Origin of the sequence: Roseovarius atlanticus (assembly GCF_019802205.1) — a bacterium.
GTDB classification, from domain to species: Bacteria; Pseudomonadota; Alphaproteobacteria; order Rhodobacterales; family Rhodobacteraceae; genus Roseovarius; species Roseovarius atlanticus_A.
On record NZ_JAHVHQ010000003.1, the window covers coordinates 635217 to 652441 of the forward strand.

Consider the following 17225-nt stretch of genomic DNA (forward strand, 5'->3'; position numbering starts at 1 on the left):
CGGTGCGGGCGGTGAACCGGAAGAACGGTTCTCGCGCGGCCTTTCCTCGCCCCAGTCCGGCCCGGGGTGCGGCCGGAGGAAGAGCAGAAAGCATGAGCCTGACACCGATCATGAACGGGCTGGAGCGCAGTGGGGCCACCGGCGCCGAGGCCGAGGCCGTGGCGCGGCTGGGTTTCCTGGAATGGGTCTTTGGCTATCCCGGCGCCGTCACGGCGCGGGTCGTGCGCGACGCGCTGGCCGAACCCGCGGTCCGGAATGCCGACAGCGCGGCGGCCAGGGCGTTTGCCCGCGTGCTGGAAGAGGCGCGCCACGCCGCGCCGATGACACGGGGCCGGCGCGGGCGGGCCACAAGGGTGGTGCATTGATCCCACGGCCTTGATCCTGCCGCATGTCGGCGGGGTCCCTGGCTGTTTGCCGGCGCGGGGGCGGTGAGGCGCGGGCCTTGCGAAAGCTGTCGGGCGAAAAAGAAAAAACGGCGACGCCAGGGAGGAGGAGAGGCGCCGCCGTTCTTTACGTCGGGTCCCAGGGAGGAGGAAGGGACCGTTCGTCAGGTTTGGGCTCCAAAGGAACCCAGGTCTTGCCGGGACCGCACAAGGGAGGAGAGGCGGTATCCCGAACAGGTACCAAACGGGAGGAGAGGCACCTGATTGTTTTCGCGAGCGTTCGGCGCTGTGACCGTTTCCGTTCGCTGTTGAGTTAAAGATAGCGATATGCTGCGCATGCACAATAGGTTTTGCTGCAACGCAGCTATGCAGTTGGCGCATAGAAGATTGGATCATTTTTTACGTGTAAAATCACCGCTTTGCCAGTTTTTTGGGCGAGGTTGAAACGGGGGTTGCACCTGTTTTCAGAAGTGCCACTTTCAACGCCGAAGATGCATGGAGACCGGGCATGACGAAAATACTCGAAAATGTGCGCCGAGAGCTGGACCGGCTGGAATTGCCGGACGGCGGGACGGTGATTTCGCGCGACATGGTGCGCGCGATGCGACTCGAAGGCGGCGAGGTGCGATTCGTGCTGGAGGCGCCCAGCCCCGAGATGGCTCGCCAGATGGAACCCCTGCGGGCCGCCGCCGAGCGTGCGGCGCTGTCGGTCGAGGGGGTGACGTCGGCGCAGGTCGCGCTGACCGCTCAGGCGTCCGAGGCGCCCGCGCCGACGCTGAAGGTCGGGCGGCATCCCGAGGGCGGCAGCGCCTCGATCCGGCCGAGCGGGGTGAAATCGATTCTCGCGGTGGCGTCGGGCAAGGGCGGCGTGGGCAAGTCGACCGTGGCGTCGAACCTGGCGGTGGCGCTGGCGCGGGCGGGGCGGCGCGTCGGATTGCTCGATGCCGATATCCACGGGCCGAGCCAGCCGCGCATGATGGGCGTGACCGACCGCGCCCAGAGCCCGGACGGCAAGATCCTGACGCCGCTGGAGGCGCATGGCGTCAAGATGATGTCCATCGGGCTGATGATCGAGGAGGATCGCGCCGTGGTGTGGCGGGGGCCGATGCTGATGGGGGCGTTGCAGCAGATGATGGCCCAGGTCGACTGGGGCGAGCTGGACGCGCTGCTGGTCGACCTGCCGCCGGGCACGGGGGACGTGCAACTGACCCTGTGCCAGAGGGCGCAGCCCACGGGGGCGCTGGTGGTGTCGACACCGCAGGACGTGGCGCTGTTGGATGCGCGCAAGGCGATCGACATGTTCAACACGCTGAAGACGCCGGTGCTGGGGCTGATCGAGAACATGTCGATGTTTCACTGCCCGCAATGCGGGTACGAGGCGGCGATTTTCGGCCATGGCGGCGTGGCGGCCGAGGCCGAGAGGCTGGGTCTGCCGCTCTTGGGGGCGTTGCCCATCGACCTCGACACAAGGCTTGGCGGCGATGCCGGGCGGCCCGTGGCGCTGGAGGAGGGCGCGGTGTCGGACGCCTATGCGCGGCTGGCTGAAAGGTTGGTGCAGGGCGGGATGGCGTAGCCGGCGGGGTTTGCGGCGGACGTTTGGTGTGAGCCCTTCGCGGACACGTGTGATCTATTTCCCCGAGCGCCATCGCCGGGCCGTGGGGGCGGTCCGGCGATGGCGCGGGGCCTGCGGCCTGAGTCCGCGCCGGGGGGTGCAGATCAAACGTGTTTCATGTCCGGCATAACCGACGTGAAGAAAGACACGTGTCGCGCGGAATCAAGGCCGAAGGCCGCCGCGCGATCGCCAGACCGCCCCCCGGACTGGCGATTGGGGACGTTGGAGCTTCGATCCGAGGTTTTGCGGAGGTGGCGAGGATAAACTGCGCCGAACATCGGTCGGTCGCCAGCCCGCGGTCTGGCAATCACGCGGCTTGTGAAGCTGACGTCCGGTTTGGCCGCACTGCCGACATTCTTGCCGCCTGCAACGCATGTCGGGATCGAGCCCTTGCAAGACACTGGTATCGAGCACCCAGCCGGTTAACAGCCGCGAAGCGGCCCGGCCATCGTCAGCCCCTCCCTCGGGCTGGCGATTTGGCTGAGGCTGGGCGCAACGATCCTTCCGAGGATGTGTTTGGCGGGCATAAAGTGCTTCAGAATTGCCGTTGGATCGCCACCCCGGGGGCTGACGCTCGCCTCCATTGTGAAGGACAGCAAGGTCCGCACGGCTGCCGTTGCGTGCAGGAGCGTGCCCCCCACCGTCACGGTGGCCTGATCCCCCGTTAACCCCCCGTTGATACTTCCCGAAGCCCGGGTGCGGTCCGTGTCGCGCCTTTGCTGGCAATCACGTGACGCCTTGGGGGAAGGCCCCCGGGCGCGGAAAGGGAAATTCATGAACAAGGCAATCACCGATGGCATCACCTTCATGCCGCCGCCTTTTGCGAACGGGCTGGATGTCTGGTCGAGCGAGAACGGCACGCCGGGGTCGGACACCTATGATGGCGCCGCCAATGCCGCCTTCGTCCCCGCCGACCAGGATTTCGGCGGCGCGCTGGAGGTCCAGAAGGTCCAGGGCACGCAGAAGCTGCGCTACATGGGCGAGACGCCGATCCTGCCGGGCTGTTACCTGCAGATCACCGCGCGGGTGAAGGCGGTGTCCGGCAGCCTGCCCAACGTGCGGATCGCGGGGTGGGCCGGCGGTGCGGGCGGCACTCACGTGACCGGGCTGACCGAGACCGGCCCCAGCGTGACGCTGACCAATTACGGCGACGTGTTCGAGGTCACGGCCATCGTCGGCAGCGGCGACCGTGGCGGCGTGGACATGGTGTGGGGCACCGAGCCCCTGTACGGGCATTTCGGCATCGACCTGACAGGGCCGAACGGTGGCGTGGTGCGGATCGACGACCTTCGGATCGAGGATGTGACCGGCGTGTTCCTGCGCGACATCATCGGCCTGGTGGACGTGCGCGACTATGGTGCGAAGGGCGACGGCAGCACCGATGACCTGCCCGCCTTCGAGGCCGCCGACGCCGCCGCGAACGGCCGCACGGTCCTGGTGCCCGCCGGGACCTATTACCTGGCGGACAGCCTGACCATGCAGAGCAAGGTCAGTTTCGAAGGCGAGGTCACGATGCCGGTCGACAAGATCTTCGAGCTGGTCAACGATTTCGACTTTTCCAAGTACGTGGATGCATTCGGCGGCGATACGGAGATGGCCTTCATGAAGGCCTACCAGGCGCTGCTGAACAACCCCGGCCACGTGGAGCTGGACATGAAAGGCCGCAAGGTGGCGCTGCGCGAACCCGTGGACATGCAGGCCGCCGTGCCGAACCGGACCACCTACAAGACGCGGCACGTGATCAAGAACGCGCAGTTCTCGGTCTTTCCGGGGCCGAACTGGGACACCGATACCGTCACCTCGCAAGCCACCTACAACGCCAATGACAACAAGCGACTGACCAATGTCGCCAACGTGGCCAACATCCAGGTGGGGTCGCTGGTGACCGGCAACGGGGTGGGCCGCGAGGTTTACGTGCGGGCCAAGAATGTCGGCGCCCAGACGGTGACGCTGAGCCAGCCGCTCTATGACGCGGAAGGCACCCAGAACTACACGTTCAAGCGTTTCAAATATATGTGGGATTTCAGCGGCTTCGCCCAGGTTTCGAAATTCGCGGTCTCGAATATCGAGTTCCAGTGCGGCGGCGATTGCAGTGCCGTGCTGCTGCCGCCCGCGGGATCGGCGATCCATTTCCGGGATTGCTTTTTCACCCAGCCGCGCGACCGGGGCATCACCAGCCACGGCGAGGGCGACCAGGGCATGATGATCGACCGCTGCCAGTTCCTGTCGCGGGAAAGCCCGCTGCTGGTGCCGGATCGCACCACGATCGGCGTCAATTGCAACGGCAACGACATCAAGATCCGCAACTGCCGCTGCAATTTCTTCAAGCATTTCGCGATCCTGGCGGGGTCGTCCAGCATCATCATGGGCAACCACTGTTTCCAGGGCGACAGCGCCGATCCCGGCCCGCGCAGCGCGATCTTCGTGCTGGCGCGGACCAACAATCGCGGAACGATCACCGGGAACTATATTTGCGACGGGTCGGTCGAGTGGACCAACGAGTATGACGAGGCACCGGATTTCTCGAGCGAGTTCTCGTTCAGCGCGCTGTCGATCACCAGCAACGTGTTCCTCAGCCAGAGCACCGCGCCGTCGTTCAACTTTCTGATCGTGAAGCCCTACGGGCCGGGGCATTTCATCAACGGGCTGACGGTGACGGGCAACACGGTGCGGCTGATCGACGGGCCGATCGACCGCTTCGAGGGGATCGACACCAGCTTCGCCACGCTGAATTTCGAGCGATTCCGCAACATCCGCTTCGAGGACAACGCCTATTTCAACGTCAACATCCAGGTGGAAAACCCGCTGGTCCTGCAACATACCGAGGCCAGCGCGCAGAAGACCTGGGTCGTGGCGCCGCATCCCAAGCTGCCCTTCGAGGCCTGGGCGCAGACGGTCGAGGCGATCGTGCCGGAAGGGCCGATCCGCGAGGCCAATGGCGACGCCTATTTCGGCATCCCGTATTATGACGGCAAGGAAGGCCCGAACAAGGACCAGGTCAACCTGCGCTGGGAAAAGGCGGTCAGCGGGACGGTCACGATGCGGGTCAGGATCGACGACCTGATCTGACGCGCGGAGCGTTCGCGACCCCTGTCAGAACTGGTGCCAGAAGCCGATTTTCAGCTTGAAATCATCGGCTTCTGCCACGCCGGCGACCACGCCGATCTCGGCATGATATCCCGGGGCGATCCGGTGGACGTAGGAGGGCGCCAACTTGGCGTACGGGGCGCTGTCGGTCGGAATGCCCGTCTGCAGTTGCAAGATCACCTTGGCGTCGGGGCCAGGGCTGAGGCCGAAGGTGATGTCGGTTTCCAGCACGCCGTCGAAACTGTCGAGGATCACCGCCCGGCTGTCGACGCTGATCCAGCCGGGCGTGTCCCCGAGCGCGACCCCGCGCCCCAGGCTGAGGCCGGGGCGCAGGGCGAAGGTCTCCCGCGCCATCCCGAGGCCGAATTCGGCGGCGAGGCGCAGCGGGCGGTCGGTGGCGCCGACGGGCCAGCGCAGAAAGGCGATGGCCTTGGACATGTCGTCCTCGCGGCCGCCCGCGTCGAGGCCGAGCGTCAGCCGGTCGGTCAGCCCGTGTTCGGCATAAAGCGAGCCGTAGAAGCCGCCGCCGTCGGAGAGGCCGCCCTCGGCGTCGATCTCGACCGAATAGCTGAGAAACGTCTGGTCGTCGGCGCGCAGCCACGGGCCGGCCAGCGCCGGGACGGGGGCGGCGAGCAACAGGACCGGAATGACGACGCGCTTGAGCGGCATGGCACCTCACGCGGTCACCTTGGTCGGATTTGGTAAATGCCAGGTTAACGCGGCCCGGTCAGCCGGGCCTGTCGCGGGGCACCGCGATCAGGCCGAGCTGGCGCGCCCCGGCCACGGACAGGATATCGGAATCGAACCCCTGCGGCTTTTGAAAGCTTCGGATCGCGGCGCGGGTGCGTCGGTCCATCTCGCCGTTGATCGGCCCGCGATAAAGCCCGCGGGCCTTGAGCGCGCGCTGCACCGAGGCGTTGAATTCAGGCGTCAGCTCGGCCCGGCAGGGGACCTGGAACCGGGTCACGCGGCGTTCCTGCACGATCTTCTGCGCGGTCTCGGTGCGATAGCTGGCGGGGCGCGTGACGGTGCCGTCGCCGGCGACCTCGGCGGGGCTGACGAGGATCTGTTCGGTCACGGTCTCCACCACGGCGGGCGACGTATCCTGGGCCCAGCAGGTGCCGGGGGCCGCGCCGGGGGGCGGGGTGTCCAGCCGTTGCACCGCGTCGGGCTCGGCGGCGGTGCGGGGCACCTCGCCACAGGCGGCCAGCGCAAGCAATGCGCAAGGGGCAATCAGGGTCGGTCGGATCATCTGCTCGTGCCTTTTTAGGCGTGTTTTGCAGCATCTTACCCGGTTTCACCCGCTTGGGGAAGCGTGCAGTCATCCGCGCTCTTCAGCAGGCGGTCGAGCAGGGGCGAGATATCCTCGACCTTCTCGGCGATGACATGCACCACGCCCGATTGCCGCTGGATCCGGCCGGTGATGCGCAACAGCCGCCCGGCGATGACGGCCCGGCGGTATTGTTCGTAAAGCGCGCGCCAGACCACGATGTTGACCACGCCGGTCTCGTCCTCCAGCGTCAGAAAGATCACGCCCTTGGCGGTGCCGGGCCGCTGGCGCAGGATCACGAGGCCCGCCACCGTCACGCGCGCGCCTTCGGGCGGATCGGCCAGGCGCGCGGCCACCAGCGCGGCCGGCGGGCGGGGCCAGTCATGGGGGGGTGCGGCGGTGAGAACTCTCATGTGAACAAAGATAGAACATGCGGGGTTTTAGGCAACTCTTTTCCCGGCGATGTCGCAAATGGGACTGGCATCGCCTACATGCCGCGGCTAGGAACCCTTGAAAAACGCAAGCGACGGGAGCCCGATTTCATGGCCAAGATCACCTATATCGAACATAACGGCACCAAGCACGAGGTGGAGGTCGCCAACGGCCTGACCGTGATGGAAGGCGCGCGCGACAACAACATCCCCGGCATCGAGGCCGATTGCGGCGGCGCCTGCGCCTGTTCGACCTGCCATGTCTATGTCGACCCGGCCTGGGTCGAGAAGCTGCCGGCGAAGGATGACATGGAAGAGGACATGCTCGATTTCGCGTTCGAGCCCGATCCCGAACGCTCGCGCCTGACCTGCCAGCTCAAGGTCAGCGACGCGCTGGACGGCCTTGTCGTGCAAATGCCCGAGAAACAGATCTGACCCGCCCCTTCCTCTGGCCTTAAATATCCCGGGGGCGCGGGGGCTGGCCCCCGCTTAACAACGCGTGCGGGGGCTGGCCCCCGCATCGGTCGGACCGTGCGCAGCGCGGTCCGAGCTTCAGTCCAGCGCCCGCCATCCGATATCGCGGCGGCAGAACCCTTCGGGCCAGTCGATCCTGTCGATCATGCCATAGGCCCGGTCGGCGGCCTCGCGCAGGGTGGCGCCGCGGGCGGTGACGTTCAGGACCCGGCCGCCGGTGGCGGTGATCTTTCCGTCCGCCTCGCCGGTGCCGGCGTGGAAGACCATGTGAAAGCTGTCTTCCGGGCAGTCGTCCAGCCCGGAGATGACGCTGCCCTTCTCATAGGCGCCGGGATAGCCCCTTGCCGCCATCACCACGGTCAGGGCGTGGTCGTCGGCCCAGCTGGCCTCGACCTGGTGCAGGCGCCCCTCGGCGGCGGCCTGCATCAGGTCCAGCGCCTGTGCCCCGAGGCGCAGCATCAGGACCTGGCATTCGGGGTCGCCGAACCGCACGTTGTACTCCACCAGCCGGGGCTGGCCGTCCTTGATCATCAGCCCGGCGTAGAGCACGCCCTGGTAGGGCATGTCGCGCTCGGCCATGACGCGCAAGGTGGGGCGGATGATCTCCTCCAGCGCCTTTTCGGCCACCGCGTCGGTCAGCACGGGGGCGGGAGAATAGGCGCCCATGCCGCCGGTGTTGGGGCCTGTGTCGCCGTCGCCCACGCGCTTGTGATCCTGCGCGGTGCCCATGGGCAGGGCGGTCTGGCCGTCACACAGCACGAAGAACGACGCCTCTTCGCCGTCCATGAATTCCTCGATCACCACTTCGGCGCCGGCGCTGCCGAAGCTGCCGCCGAACATGTCATCGATGGCGGCGTGCGCCTCGTCCACGGTCCGGGCGATGATCACGCCCTTGCCGGCGGCCAGCCCGTCGGCCTTGACGACGATGGGCGCGCCCTGCGCCGTCACGTAGTCCTTCGCCGCCCCGGCGTCGGTGAAATGGCCATAGGCGGCGGTGGGCGCGTTGGCGGCGTCGCAGATCTCCTTGGTGAAGCTCTTGGAGGCTTCGAGCTGGGCGGCCGCCTGGGACGGGCCGAATACCAGAAAGCCCGCGTCGCGCAGCCGGTCGCCCACGCCCGCGGCGAGCGGCGCCTCGGGGCCGATGATGACGAACTCGATGGCGTTGGCTTCGCAGAAATTGACCACGGCGGCCCCGTTCTCGATGTCCAGGCTGGCGCATTCGGCGATCTGCGCGATCCCGGCATTGCCCGGCGCCACGATCAGCTTGTCGCATTTGGGGTTCTGCATCACCGCCCAGGCCAGGGCATGTTCGCGCCCGCCGCCGCCGAGAATGAGGATATTCATCTGTACCAAGACTCCGGTTTTGGGGGTTCTCTAATCGGTCGTCCTCGGGGTGGCAAGGACGACGCCCGAGGGACGCCGTGATCCCGGGCCGAGGCTGCCAGGGGCGCGCCGCACGGACGCGCGAGCGGACAGGTGCGACCCTCTGTCGAGGGAACGGATCGGGTGCAGGCGGCGTTTTCGGGTCACAATGTAGATGTTATCCAGGAGTAATGAGATGCCCAAACTGCAGAACCGGCGAATCGCCATACTCGCCACCGATGGCTATGAACAATCCGAGCTGGAAAAGCCCCGCGATGCGCTGCTGAGTGAGGGGGCCGAGGTGCATATCGTCTCGACCCATTCCGGCCAGATCCGTGGCTGGAATGAAAACGACTGGGGCGACTCGGTGAACGTCGACAAGACGCTCGACGACGCCAGCCCCGCCGACTACGACGCGCTGGTGTTGCCCGGCGGCCAGATCAACCCCGACATGCTGCGCAACGACAAGAGCGCCGTGGGTTTCATCAAGGCGATCTTCGAGGCCAAGAAGCCCATTGCCGCCATCTGCCACGCGCCGTGGCTGCTGGTCGAGGCGGGTATCGCCAAGGGGCGCAAGCTGACCTCGTTCCATTCGATTCGCACCGACCTGGAGAATGCCGGCGCGATATGGGAAGACAGCCCGGTCGTTGTCGACCAGGGCGTGGTGACCAGCCGCAATCCCGATGACCTGCCGAACTTTTGCGGCAAGATGATCGAGGAAATCTGCGAAGGCCGTCACGACGCCCGTGCCGCCTGACCTTTTCAACCGGGGCGGGATGCGTCAAAGATGCGGTCATGTCCGACCTGATTGACGATCTCGACCCCGGCGCAAACGCCCCCGAATTCTCGGTCTCCGACCTGTCGGGGGTGATCAAGCGCATGATCGAGGGAGAGTTCTCCCACGTGCGCGTGAAAGGCGAGGTGGGGCGCGTGAGCCGGCCTCGCTCCGGTCATGTCTACATGGATCTCAAGGACGATCGCTCGGTTCTGGCCGGGGTGATCTGGAAGGGTGTCGCCAGCAAGCTGGCGGTGCAGCCCGAAGAGGGGATGGAAGTCGTGGCCACGGGCCGGCTGACCACGTTCCCCGGACAGTCCCGTTATCAGATCGTCATCGAAGACCTGAAGCCTGCGGGCATGGGCGCGTTGATGGCCATGCTGGAGGCGCGGCGCAAGGCGCTGGCGGGCGAGGGCCTGTTCGCGCCCGAGCGCAAGAAGCGGCTGCCCTACCTGCCGGAAGTCATCGGCGTGGTGACCTCGCCCTCGGGTGCGGTGATCCGCGATATCCTGCACCGGCTGCGCGACCGTTTTCCCCGCAAGGTGCTGATCTGGCCTGTCGCCGTGCAGGGTGAGAAATGCGCGCCCGAGGTGACGCGGGCCATCCAGGGATTCAATGCGCTGACGCCGGGCGGTGCGCTGCCACGGCCCGACCTGCTGATCGTGGCGCGCGGCGGGGGCAGTATCGAGGACCTTTGGGGCTTTAACGAGGAATCGGTGGTGCGCGCCGCAGCTGCCTCGGAAATTCCGCTGATTTCCGCCGTCGGGCACGAGACGGATACGACGTTGATCGACTTTGCCTCGGACAAGCGCGCGCCGACGCCCACGGCGGCGGCGGAACTGGCGGTGCCGGTGCGGCTGGACCTGCTGGCCTGGCTGGACGGGCAGGAAGGCCGGCTGTTGCAGGCGCTGAAGGGCCAGGTGACGGCCCGGCAGCAGCGGCTGCGCGACCTGAGCCGGGCGCTGCCGCGGGGCGAGGCGCTGCTGGACGGGCCGCGCCAGAGGCTGGACGGGATGTCGGACAAGTTGCCCGGGGCGTTGCGCGCGTCGATCCAGGTGCGGCAGGTCAAGCTGTCGGAAAAGGCCGGGGCGCTGCGGCCCGGTATGCTGCGCGAGCGCGTGCGGAACCGCCGCGAGGGGTTTGCATCGCTGGCCGCGCGGGTGAACACGCGGGCCTTGCAGCGCGACATCAACCAGAAACGCACGGAGTTCGACCGCATCACGAAGCGATTGGCGGACGTGGGCGCACGGCAGATCACCACCTGGCGCGACCGGCTGGCCGCGCAGGATCGCTTGCGCGAAACGCTGGGCTACAAGGCGACGCTGGAGCGGGGCTATGCCGTGGTGCGCGGCGACGGGGCGCTGGTGACGACGAAGGACGCGGCACAGGCGGCCGGCGCGCTGGAGATCGAGTTTGCCGACGGGCGGCTGGCGGTCGGCGGGGGCGATGCGGCCGCGAGCCCGTCCCGGGCCGCCGAACGGGAGCCTGCGGCGAAGCCCGCGCCGAAGGCCAAGAAGACACCGCCCGAGCAGGGCAGCCTGTTCTAGCGCGGTCTCACACGCCGATCTCGGGGCCGAGGCAGTGGAGCGGCTCGCCGGTCTGTTCCGTCTCGTAAAGCTGGGTCCGGTCCGGGTCGTTCTCGAACTGCGCAACGAGGCCCGAGCCGGAGCGCCGGAAGCTCCAGCATTGGGGGTCGGGCTTGCCCTCGTAGACGAAACAGATCAGCCCGTCATCCTCGTACCACTCGCCGTCCTGGCATTTCCCGTCGAGGAAGGACCAGCGCACGCGGCGGTTGTCGAGATATTCCTCGCCGCCATAGGGCGCGCCCTGGGCGCCGTAATAAAAGGTCTTGCCGCGGGTATAGGCGTCGAACTCGTCGGCGGACATGAGGTCCTGGGCGAGGGCGACAAGGGGTGTGGCGGCAAGGACGCAGGCGAGCAAGAGGCGCATGGCATGATCCTGACAGATGCGGACGGGGGAGACCACGGGTTATTCGCCCGGCACGGGCCTGGCCGCGGTCACGCGCGCGCGATCCTGCCATTTGGTGCAGCGGCGGTCCATGATGCGGCGCCACAGCGTGGGAAAGAGCGCGATGGTGGCCATCAGCGGCAGGGGCAGGGGCAGTATCGGCATGGTCGCGGGGTCGAGTTGCAGCGCGGGATAGCCGCGCGTAGGGGTGACATGGTGATCCGAGTGGCGCGGGGCGTTCAGCATCAGCGCCGAGGAGAACCAGTGCGGCGTGTTCCACGAATGCTGCGGGCCGACGGGTTCCAGCCGGCCATCGGGCAGGGTGACGCGGCGCAGGCCGTAATGCTGAACGTAATCCGACAGGAGGATCTGCATCTGCGCATAGAGCGAGAGGGCCAGAAGCGCCGCCAGCGCCGGGACGCCGCCGATCAGCGTCGCGGCCAGTATCAGCGCCGCGGCGCCGCCGATGTAGAGCGCGTAAGGATGGCTCCAGAGCGGCTTGCGGCCGGCCCGCAGGCGGGTCTCGGCCCTGAGGCCCGCGCGGAACGATCCCGCGCTGGCCCGCAGGGCGTAGCGGTAGAACCCTTCGCCGGGCCGGGCGCTGTTGGGGTCGCCGTCGCTGCCCACATGGACATGGTGCACCCGCAGGTGGGCACTGGCGTGGTGGCCGACCAGCAGCGAGGTGTAGATCAGCCGGCCCAAGAGGCGCAGGGACCGGGCTTTGCGGTGGATGAGTTCGTGCGCGACGGGGTGCGAGATCTGGCCGAAGAAGAGCCCGGTGGCGAAGCCGGTGAGAAACCGTTCCACCCCCGAGAGGCCGGACGGCCCCGCAATGGCCCAGAGCGCGGCGGCATAAAGGCCGAAATGCGCGAGGCCGAGCGCGGCCAACAGCGTGTCGGCGGCGGGAAACTCGGCCTCGGGGTCGGTATTGGCGGCCTCGACCGCGATCAGGCGGTCCAGAAGGAAGGTCAGCACCGTGAGATACCCCAGCGCCAGCCACGCCCAGGCACCGCCCCACGCCGCACCCAGCCCGATCAGCAGGACGGGCAGGCATGTCGCGATGGTGAAAAGACGCAGGTCTTTCATGGGGCCTCTGGGATATTGCTTCGCCGGAACCCTTAACATGGGGGCGATTACGATTCGCTCAATCTTCGATGTGGGGTTGGCCGGATAAACCTGCGGCGGCGTGACGAGGGAGCAAGGGTTATCATCCTGTGGGTGATTTCGAAGATATGTGTTCTGCTTGTGATTGAAGGGTGGGAGCCTTGGCCATGGGCCGGGCGTGATCCGGTCAGTCGTTGCGGTAGACGGCGCAGATGCAGCCCGCCTTCTTGAATTTCGCGCAGTCGCGCCAGGCCGTATCGCGGCTGTCGCGGCCGAGGCGGGCCATGAAATAGCCGCCCTTGGGGCTGGCGCGGCTTTTCTGGAACAGCAGGTCGGGGTCTTCCTTGCCGATGAGGCCGGCGCAGGCGCGGGTCTGGGCCCTGAACTTCTCCAGGGACGCTTTCTTGGTCATGCCGAAGGCCATCTGAATGCCCCAGGGTTTGACCTTGGGCAGGTAGGATTTGAGCGCGGTCATGCGGCGGTTGCGGGCCAGTTCGAAACACGCCTTGTCGAAGGGCAGATCGTGCGAGAGGCGCAGGTCGGGGGTGGGCCGGGGTTCTTCCGTCCAGTTCTGGTGCGGCACGCCGGTGATGATGCGGACATAGTCGACGGTTTCCTGCGCCAGCCCGCCGGTGCCGGCGATCAGCCCTTCGGCGCGGCGCTCGCCGCCGTTATAGCCGATGGCGGCGAGGCCCGGATTGCCGTAGCGCCGGGCCATTTCGGCCAAGTAATGCGCGGAATGCTCCAGCGCTTCGGCGGGGTTGTAGGGGTCCGAGAGGCCGCGCAGCTTGGCCGTCGACGGGATGAACTGGGCGATGCCGCGGGCGTTGGCCGGGCTGAGCGCGTTGGGATCGAAGCGGCTTTCCTGCCAGATCAGGCGGGCGAAGAAATGCGGGTCGAGCCCGTGCCGGGTGGCGAAGGTTTCGATGGCGTTGCAAGTGTCATAGACGAAATGCGCCTTGCGGATGCACAGGGGCGGGCCCCACTTGTCGGTGGAACAGATCGTGTCGGGTGGCGTCGCCAGCGCGGGGCCGGGAACCAGCATCGAGACGAGAAGGATGAGGCGAAGAAGCATGTCGGCATGGTTGCCTGCGGGCCGCGCTTGTCAATGGTGGGTTTTCATCGGGGGCGGGGCGGTTTAACTGGAGAGGTCAGAAAGCAGGGGTGTCTCAATGGCGTTTTTCCGCAAGCTGAAGGATCGGTTGTTCAAGTCTTCCTCGAAGCTGGAGGAAGGGCTGGACGCGATTGTCGAGGACGGGGGCGAGGCCGAGGAGCTGACCGAGGCGGCGGAACCGGACCCAAAGCCGGAGCCTGCGCCGGAAACTGAGCCGGAGCCTGCGCCGACGCCTGAGCCGGAACCCGAGCCGGAACCGACGCCGGAGCCAGAACCCGAACCGGAACCGACGCCGGAGCCGGAACCAGAACCTCAGCCGAGGCCTGACCCGAAACCAGAACCCGACCCGGAGCCAGAACCAAAGCCCGAGCCTGAGCCGGATCCTGAGCCTGAACCCGACCCGGAGCCCGCGCCGGAACCGGACCCCGAGCCACGGCCCGAGCCGCGTCCGACGCCTCCGCCGGAGCCGCGCCCCGACCCGTCGCCGCCGGAAGTGCCTGCGCCGCCGAGCGAGGTGCCGCCAGCCGCGCCGCAGGAGGTGCCGCAGACTCCGCCTCTGGAAGACCCGGTGCGTGCGCCCGATCCGCAGCCCATGCCGACGCCGATCGAGATCCCGCCCGATACGCCGAAGAGCGAGGCCGCGCCTGCCGCGAAGACTGGCCTGTTCGGGCGTCTTCTGGGTCGGGGCGAGGCCAAAACGGTGGTGCGCCGGGTGCTCGACGACGACATGCTGGAACAGCTCGAAGAGCTGCTGATCACCGCCGATATGGGGGTCGACACGGCCCTGCGCGTCACCGCGAACATGGCCGAGGGGCGGATGGGGCGGAAACTGTCGAGCCAGGAGATCAAGGAGCTTCTGGCGCGCGAGATCACACGGATCATGGAGCCGGTGGCCAAGCCGATGCCGCTTTACCCCAAGCGTCCGCAGGTGGTGCTGGTGGTGGGGGTCAACGGCTCCGGCAAGACCACGACCATCGGCAAGCTGGCGAGCCAGTTCAAGGCGGCGGGCAAGTCGGTGGTGATCGCCGCGGGCGACACGTTTCGCGCCGCCGCCGTGGAGCAATTGCAGGTCTGGGGCGACCGCGCGGGCGTGCCGGTGCTGACCGCGCCCGAGGGCAGTGACCCCGCCAGCCTGGCGTTTGATGCGATGGACAAGGCCGAGAAGGACGGTGCGGACCTTCTTATGATCGACACGGCGGGGCGGTTGCAGAACCGCGCCGACCTGATGGAGGAACTGGCCAAGATCGTGCGCGTCATCCGCAAGAAGGACCCGGATGCGCCGCACAACACGCTGCTGGTGCTGGACGCCACCACGGGGCAGAACGCGCTGAGCCAGGTCAAGACCTTCCAGGAGCTGGCCGATGTGTCCGGTCTGGTGATGACCAAGCTGGACGGCACCGCGAAGGGCGGTGTGCTGGTGGCGCTGGCCGACAAGTTCGGTCTACCGATCCACGCCATCGGGGTGGGCGAGCAGATCGACGATCTGGCGCCGTTCGACCCGGAGGATTTCGCCAACGCCCTGACGGGGCTGGAGGCATGATGCGGCGGGTCGTGATGACCCTGGGCCTTGTGCTGCCGGTCGCCGTGCAGGCCCAGCCGGTGATGGACCGGGAGACCTGTCGGACGGGCTGGCAGGCGGTCAACGTGGCGATGGGGCAGGCGGCAAGGTTCCAGACCATCGAGCCCAAGGTCACCGATGACGGCTGGTGCCGGATCGACCGCAACGTGGCGGATCTGCGCGACGACGACTTTTCGGAGCTGGTCTGGCGCGCGACCGGGGTGACCGGGGCGATCGAGGAAAGCGGTTTCCCGGAAAGCCTGGAGGCCCGCTTTGCCGGCATCGACCTGGTCGAGGCGTTCAAGATGGACCTTCCGCCGGAGCGGACCGGCGCGATGGCCGGCCTGAACGTGATGGCGGAGCGTGACCCCGAAACGCTGGATTTCGCGATCCGGGCGATGGACTTTGATTTCGGCGAGCTTGGCGCGGCGACGTTCAGCCTTGTCGGCGGGGGGATCGACCTGTCGGGGCTGAAGCGGATGCAGATCACCATCGGGGGGCTGCGGATCCGCGAGGCGACGCTGTCGCTGGACACGACGCCGGACCTGTCGCGGGCGCTGAGCGCCGGCCTTGCGGGGCAAGAACAGCTGGCGCTGATGCGCGAGGTGGTCCGCGTGTTGCCAGACGACACCGTGTCGGACGAGAGCCGCGCGGCCTTGGTCGCCTTTCTGGAGGCCGCACCGGCGCAGGACGGCACTCTGGAGTTGCGCGCCACGTCGGAGGCGGGGCTGGGCATGATCCAGTTGGCCGGGGGTGGAGTGCGGCTTGGGGAAAGTGTCAGCGACGAGGATGTGAAGGATGCGGCCGCGCTGCTGTTGAGCGGGGTGCGGATCGAGGCGACCTGGATCCCCCGGGACTGAAACGCAGACCCGACGCGGGGGGAGGCACGGTCAGTGCGTGCCCATCAACTTCTCGATCTGGCCCAGCACGAAGAGCACGATCACGACGATGGCAGCGGCCATGGCGGCCAGCGGGATCTGGCCCGCGCCGCATCCGAGGCCCACGGCGCCCGCCAGCCAGAGCGAGGCGCCGGTGGTGACGTTGCGCACCTTGTCGCCGGCGGTAAAGATCAGACCCGCGGCCAGGAAGGCGACCCCGGCTGTCACCGCCTCGATCATGCGGATGGGGTCGTTGCGCTGCTCGCTGTTGCCGCCGCTGAAGTCGAGCGCGGCCAGTTCGCGGCCGATGATCACGAAAAGGGAGGCGGCGACGGCCACGAGGATGTGGGTGCGCAGGCCCGCGGGCTTGTCGCGCAGCTCGCGTTCGAATCCGATGACGGCGCCGAGCACGACGGCGACGCTGAGGCGCGCGAAGGCGACCGAGGCCGGCACCACTGAAAACGTGCCCTGCACCTCGTTCACGATCTGGTCCATGAATGCCGCGAGCATGGGTTGCATGGGGGATCAACCGTGTGGTGCTGCATGGGTTCCGTCGCACTGCGGATTGTTCGGCTGTCGGTCGCGGGGCCCGAGGGTTGGGTTTCCGGGGTCCGTAACTAGGTACTCTGGATCCCGGTGCCCCTGACGGCGGCATTCAACCACTACAAAGGAGTTTTCCCATGCCCGACGCCCTGTCATCCGCCGCCGCGTTTCCCGTGACCGAGATCGACCGCCTGGACGGCGGGACGATCCGCCTTGGCAAGCCCGAGGCACTGCCGTGGCACCTGATCTTCGTCTATCGCGGTATCCACTGCCCGATCTGTCGCCAGTACCTGCAGGACCTGGAGCCGAAGCTGCAGGAGTTCGCGGATATGGGCATCGAGGTGGTGGCCGTCTCGGCCGATACGGAGGCCAAGGCGCGGAAAATGCGGGCGGACCTTTCCCTTTCGGTACCGCTGGGGTACGGGATGGACGTGGCGCAGATGCAGGCGCTGGGGCTCTATGTCTCGGACCCGCGCTCGCCCGAGGAAACCGACCGGCCCTTCGCGGAACCCGGCCTGTTCCTGGTCAACCCGGAGGGCGATTTGCACATGGTGGATATCTCGAACGCGCCGTTCCTGCGCCCGGAGCTGGAGAAGTTGCCGTCGCGGATCAGGTACGTGCTGGAAAACGATTATCCGATACGCGGCACGCATGCAGGCTGAAGCG

General features: G+C 67.2%; 17 protein-coding genes. 9 read left to right on the forward strand and 8 right to left on the reverse strand.

Annotated elements, in window-relative coordinates; translation table 11 throughout:
- Positions 1 to 92: 92 nt before the first annotated feature.
- The 3 genes from KUV49_RS08940 (at position 93) to KUV49_RS08950 (ending at position 5064) form a co-directional block, all read left to right on the forward strand.
- Positions 93 to 365, forward strand: coding sequence for a hypothetical protein (locus KUV49_RS08940; protein ID WP_261391111.1), 273 nt, complete (start codon positions 93 to 95; stop codon positions 363 to 365).
- Positions 366 to 891: 526 nt separating this feature from the next.
- On the forward strand, positions 892 to 1956 hold the full coding sequence (locus tag KUV49_RS08945; protein ID WP_222449639.1) for an Mrp/NBP35 family ATP-binding protein: 1065 nt from the start codon (positions 892 to 894) through the stop codon (positions 1954 to 1956).
- An 813-nt stretch (positions 1957 to 2769) separates the two neighbouring features.
- Entirely contained in the window at positions 2770 to 5064 is a 2295-nt protein-coding gene (locus KUV49_RS08950) for a glycosyl hydrolase family 28-related protein (protein WP_222449640.1), read from the forward strand.
- Positions 5065 to 5088: 24 nt separating this feature from the next.
- Here KUV49_RS08950 and KUV49_RS08955 read toward each other — a convergent pair whose 3' ends face one another.
- Genes KUV49_RS08955 through KUV49_RS08965 form a run of 3 tightly spaced genes read right to left on the reverse strand, consistent with a single transcriptional unit; the run spans position 5089 to position 6765 of the window.
- Positions 5089 to 5751, reverse strand: coding sequence for a hypothetical protein (locus KUV49_RS08955; protein ID WP_222449641.1), 663 nt, complete (start codon positions 5749 to 5751; stop codon positions 5089 to 5091).
- Positions 5752 to 5809: 58 nt separating this feature from the next.
- A complete protein-coding gene (locus KUV49_RS08960; protein ID WP_222449642.1) occupies positions 5810 to 6334 on the reverse strand; it encodes a peptidoglycan-binding domain-containing protein in 525 nt (174 codons plus the stop codon).
- Positions 6335 to 6369: 35 nt separating this feature from the next.
- Positions 6370 to 6765, reverse strand: a complete 396-nt coding sequence (locus KUV49_RS08965; RefSeq protein ID WP_222449643.1) for an OB-fold nucleic acid binding domain-containing protein — start codon at positions 6763 to 6765, stop codon at positions 6370 to 6372.
- Positions 6766 to 6894: 129 nt separating this feature from the next.
- On the opposite strand from KUV49_RS08965, the gene KUV49_RS08970 reads away from it, so the two are divergent.
- A complete protein-coding gene (locus KUV49_RS08970; RefSeq protein ID WP_057793755.1) occupies positions 6895 to 7218 on the forward strand; it encodes a 2Fe-2S iron-sulfur cluster-binding protein in 324 nt (107 codons plus the stop codon).
- Between the two features lie 117 nt (positions 7219 to 7335).
- Here KUV49_RS08970 and purD read toward each other — a convergent pair whose 3' ends face one another.
- On the reverse strand, positions 7336 to 8601 hold the full coding sequence (purD, locus tag KUV49_RS08975; protein WP_222449644.1) for a phosphoribosylamine--glycine ligase: 1266 nt from the start codon (positions 8599 to 8601) through the stop codon (positions 7336 to 7338).
- Positions 8602 to 8815: 214 nt separating this feature from the next.
- Here purD and KUV49_RS08980 point away from each other — a divergent pair, with 214 nt between their 5' ends.
- Both KUV49_RS08980 and xseA read left to right on the forward strand, forming a co-directional pair.
- Entirely contained in the window at positions 8816 to 9376 is a 561-nt protein-coding gene (locus tag KUV49_RS08980) for a type 1 glutamine amidotransferase domain-containing protein (RefSeq protein ID WP_222449645.1), read from the forward strand.
- 38 nt (positions 9377 to 9414) lie between these two features.
- A complete protein-coding gene (gene xseA / locus KUV49_RS08985; protein ID WP_222449646.1) occupies positions 9415 to 10941 on the forward strand; it encodes an exodeoxyribonuclease VII large subunit in 1527 nt (508 codons plus the stop codon).
- 7 nt (positions 10942 to 10948) lie between these two features.
- Here xseA and KUV49_RS08990 read toward each other — a convergent pair whose 3' ends face one another.
- The 3 genes from KUV49_RS08990 to KUV49_RS09000 all read right to left on the reverse strand — a co-directional run bounded on the left by KUV49_RS08990 (position 10949) and on the right by KUV49_RS09000 (position 13541).
- The gene (locus KUV49_RS08990) at positions 10949 to 11344 is read right to left on the reverse strand and encodes a hypothetical protein (RefSeq protein WP_222449647.1); all 396 of its coding nucleotides are present in this window, start codon (positions 11342 to 11344) and stop codon (positions 10949 to 10951) included.
- A gap of 39 nt (positions 11345 to 11383) precedes the next feature.
- Positions 11384 to 12448 carry an alkane 1-monooxygenase gene (locus tag KUV49_RS08995; RefSeq protein WP_261391113.1) on the reverse strand — a complete coding sequence of 355 codons (1065 nt, stop codon included), beginning with the start codon at positions 12446 to 12448 and terminating at the stop codon, positions 11384 to 11386.
- 205 nt (positions 12449 to 12653) lie between these two features.
- The gene (locus tag KUV49_RS09000) at positions 12654 to 13541 is read right to left on the reverse strand and encodes a lytic transglycosylase domain-containing protein (RefSeq protein WP_222449648.1); all 888 of its coding nucleotides are present in this window, start codon (positions 13539 to 13541) and stop codon (positions 12654 to 12656) included.
- A gap of 97 nt (positions 13542 to 13638) precedes the next feature.
- Between KUV49_RS09000 and ftsY the strand changes: the two genes are divergently transcribed.
- Together ftsY and KUV49_RS09010 are read left to right on the forward strand one after the other, a co-directional pair.
- Positions 13639 to 15120: a signal recognition particle-docking protein FtsY gene (gene ftsY, locus KUV49_RS09005; protein WP_222449649.1), complete on the forward strand. Its 1482-nt coding sequence runs from the start codon at positions 13639 to 13641 to the stop codon at positions 15118 to 15120.
- A gap of 14 nt (positions 15121 to 15134) precedes the next feature.
- A complete protein-coding gene (locus KUV49_RS09010) occupies positions 15135 to 15998 on the forward strand; it encodes a hypothetical protein (protein WP_222449650.1) in 864 nt (287 codons plus the stop codon).
- A gap of 30 nt (positions 15999 to 16028) precedes the next feature.
- On the opposite strand, the gene KUV49_RS09015 is transcribed toward KUV49_RS09010, so the two are convergent.
- Positions 16029 to 16526 carry an MgtC/SapB family protein gene (locus tag KUV49_RS09015; protein WP_261391114.1) on the reverse strand — a complete coding sequence of 166 codons (498 nt, stop codon included), beginning with the start codon at positions 16524 to 16526 and terminating at the stop codon, positions 16029 to 16031.
- 170 nt (positions 16527 to 16696) lie between these two features.
- On the opposite strand from KUV49_RS09015, the gene KUV49_RS09020 reads away from it, so the two are divergent.
- Positions 16697 to 17221, forward strand: coding sequence for a peroxiredoxin-like family protein (locus KUV49_RS09020; protein ID WP_222449651.1), 525 nt, complete (start codon positions 16697 to 16699; stop codon positions 17219 to 17221).
- Positions 17222 to 17225: the final 4 nt, after the last annotated feature.

Bases quoted from the DNA above. Each gene is read 5' to 3' on its own strand.
- KUV49_RS08940 (WP_261391111.1), top strand. From the start codon at position 93: ATGAGCCTGACACCGATCATGAACGGGCTGGAGCGCAGTGGGGCCACC.
- KUV49_RS08945 (WP_222449639.1), top strand. From the start codon at position 892: ATGACGAAAATACTCGAAAATGTGCGCCGAGAGCTGGACCGGCTGGAA.
- KUV49_RS08950 (WP_222449640.1), top strand. From the start codon at position 2,770: ATGAACAAGGCAATCACCGATGGCATCACCTTCATGCCGCCGCCTTTT.
- KUV49_RS08955 (WP_222449641.1), bottom strand. From the start codon at position 5,751: ATGCCGCTCAAGCGCGTCGTCATTCCGGTCCTGTTGCTCGCCGCCCCC.
- KUV49_RS08960 (WP_222449642.1), bottom strand. From the start codon at position 6,334: ATGATCCGACCGACCCTGATTGCCCCTTGCGCATTGCTTGCGCTGGCC.
- KUV49_RS08965 (WP_222449643.1), bottom strand. From the start codon at position 6,765: ATGAGAGTTCTCACCGCCGCACCCCCCCATGACTGGCCCCGCCCGCCG.
- KUV49_RS08970 (WP_057793755.1), top strand. From the start codon at position 6,895: ATGGCCAAGATCACCTATATCGAACATAACGGCACCAAGCACGAGGTG.
- purD (WP_222449644.1), bottom strand. From the start codon at position 8,601: ATGAATATCCTCATTCTCGGCGGCGGCGGGCGCGAACATGCCCTGGCC.
- KUV49_RS08980 (WP_222449645.1), top strand. From the start codon at position 8,816: ATGCCCAAACTGCAGAACCGGCGAATCGCCATACTCGCCACCGATGGC.
- xseA (WP_222449646.1), top strand. From the start codon at position 9,415: ATGTCCGACCTGATTGACGATCTCGACCCCGGCGCAAACGCCCCCGAA.
- KUV49_RS08990 (WP_222449647.1), bottom strand. From the start codon at position 11,344: ATGCGCCTCTTGCTCGCCTGCGTCCTTGCCGCCACACCCCTTGTCGCC.
- KUV49_RS08995 (WP_261391113.1), bottom strand. From the start codon at position 12,448: ATGAAAGACCTGCGTCTTTTCACCATCGCGACATGCCTGCCCGTCCTG.
- KUV49_RS09000 (WP_222449648.1), bottom strand. From the start codon at position 13,541: ATGCTTCTTCGCCTCATCCTTCTCGTCTCGATGCTGGTTCCCGGCCCC.
- ftsY (WP_222449649.1), top strand. From the start codon at position 13,639: ATGGCGTTTTTCCGCAAGCTGAAGGATCGGTTGTTCAAGTCTTCCTCG.
- KUV49_RS09010 (WP_222449650.1), top strand. From the start codon at position 15,135: ATGACCCTGGGCCTTGTGCTGCCGGTCGCCGTGCAGGCCCAGCCGGTG.
- KUV49_RS09015 (WP_261391114.1), bottom strand. From the start codon at position 16,526: ATGCTCGCGGCATTCATGGACCAGATCGTGAACGAGGTGCAGGGCACG.
- KUV49_RS09020 (WP_222449651.1), top strand. From the start codon at position 16,697: ATGCCCGACGCCCTGTCATCCGCCGCCGCGTTTCCCGTGACCGAGATC.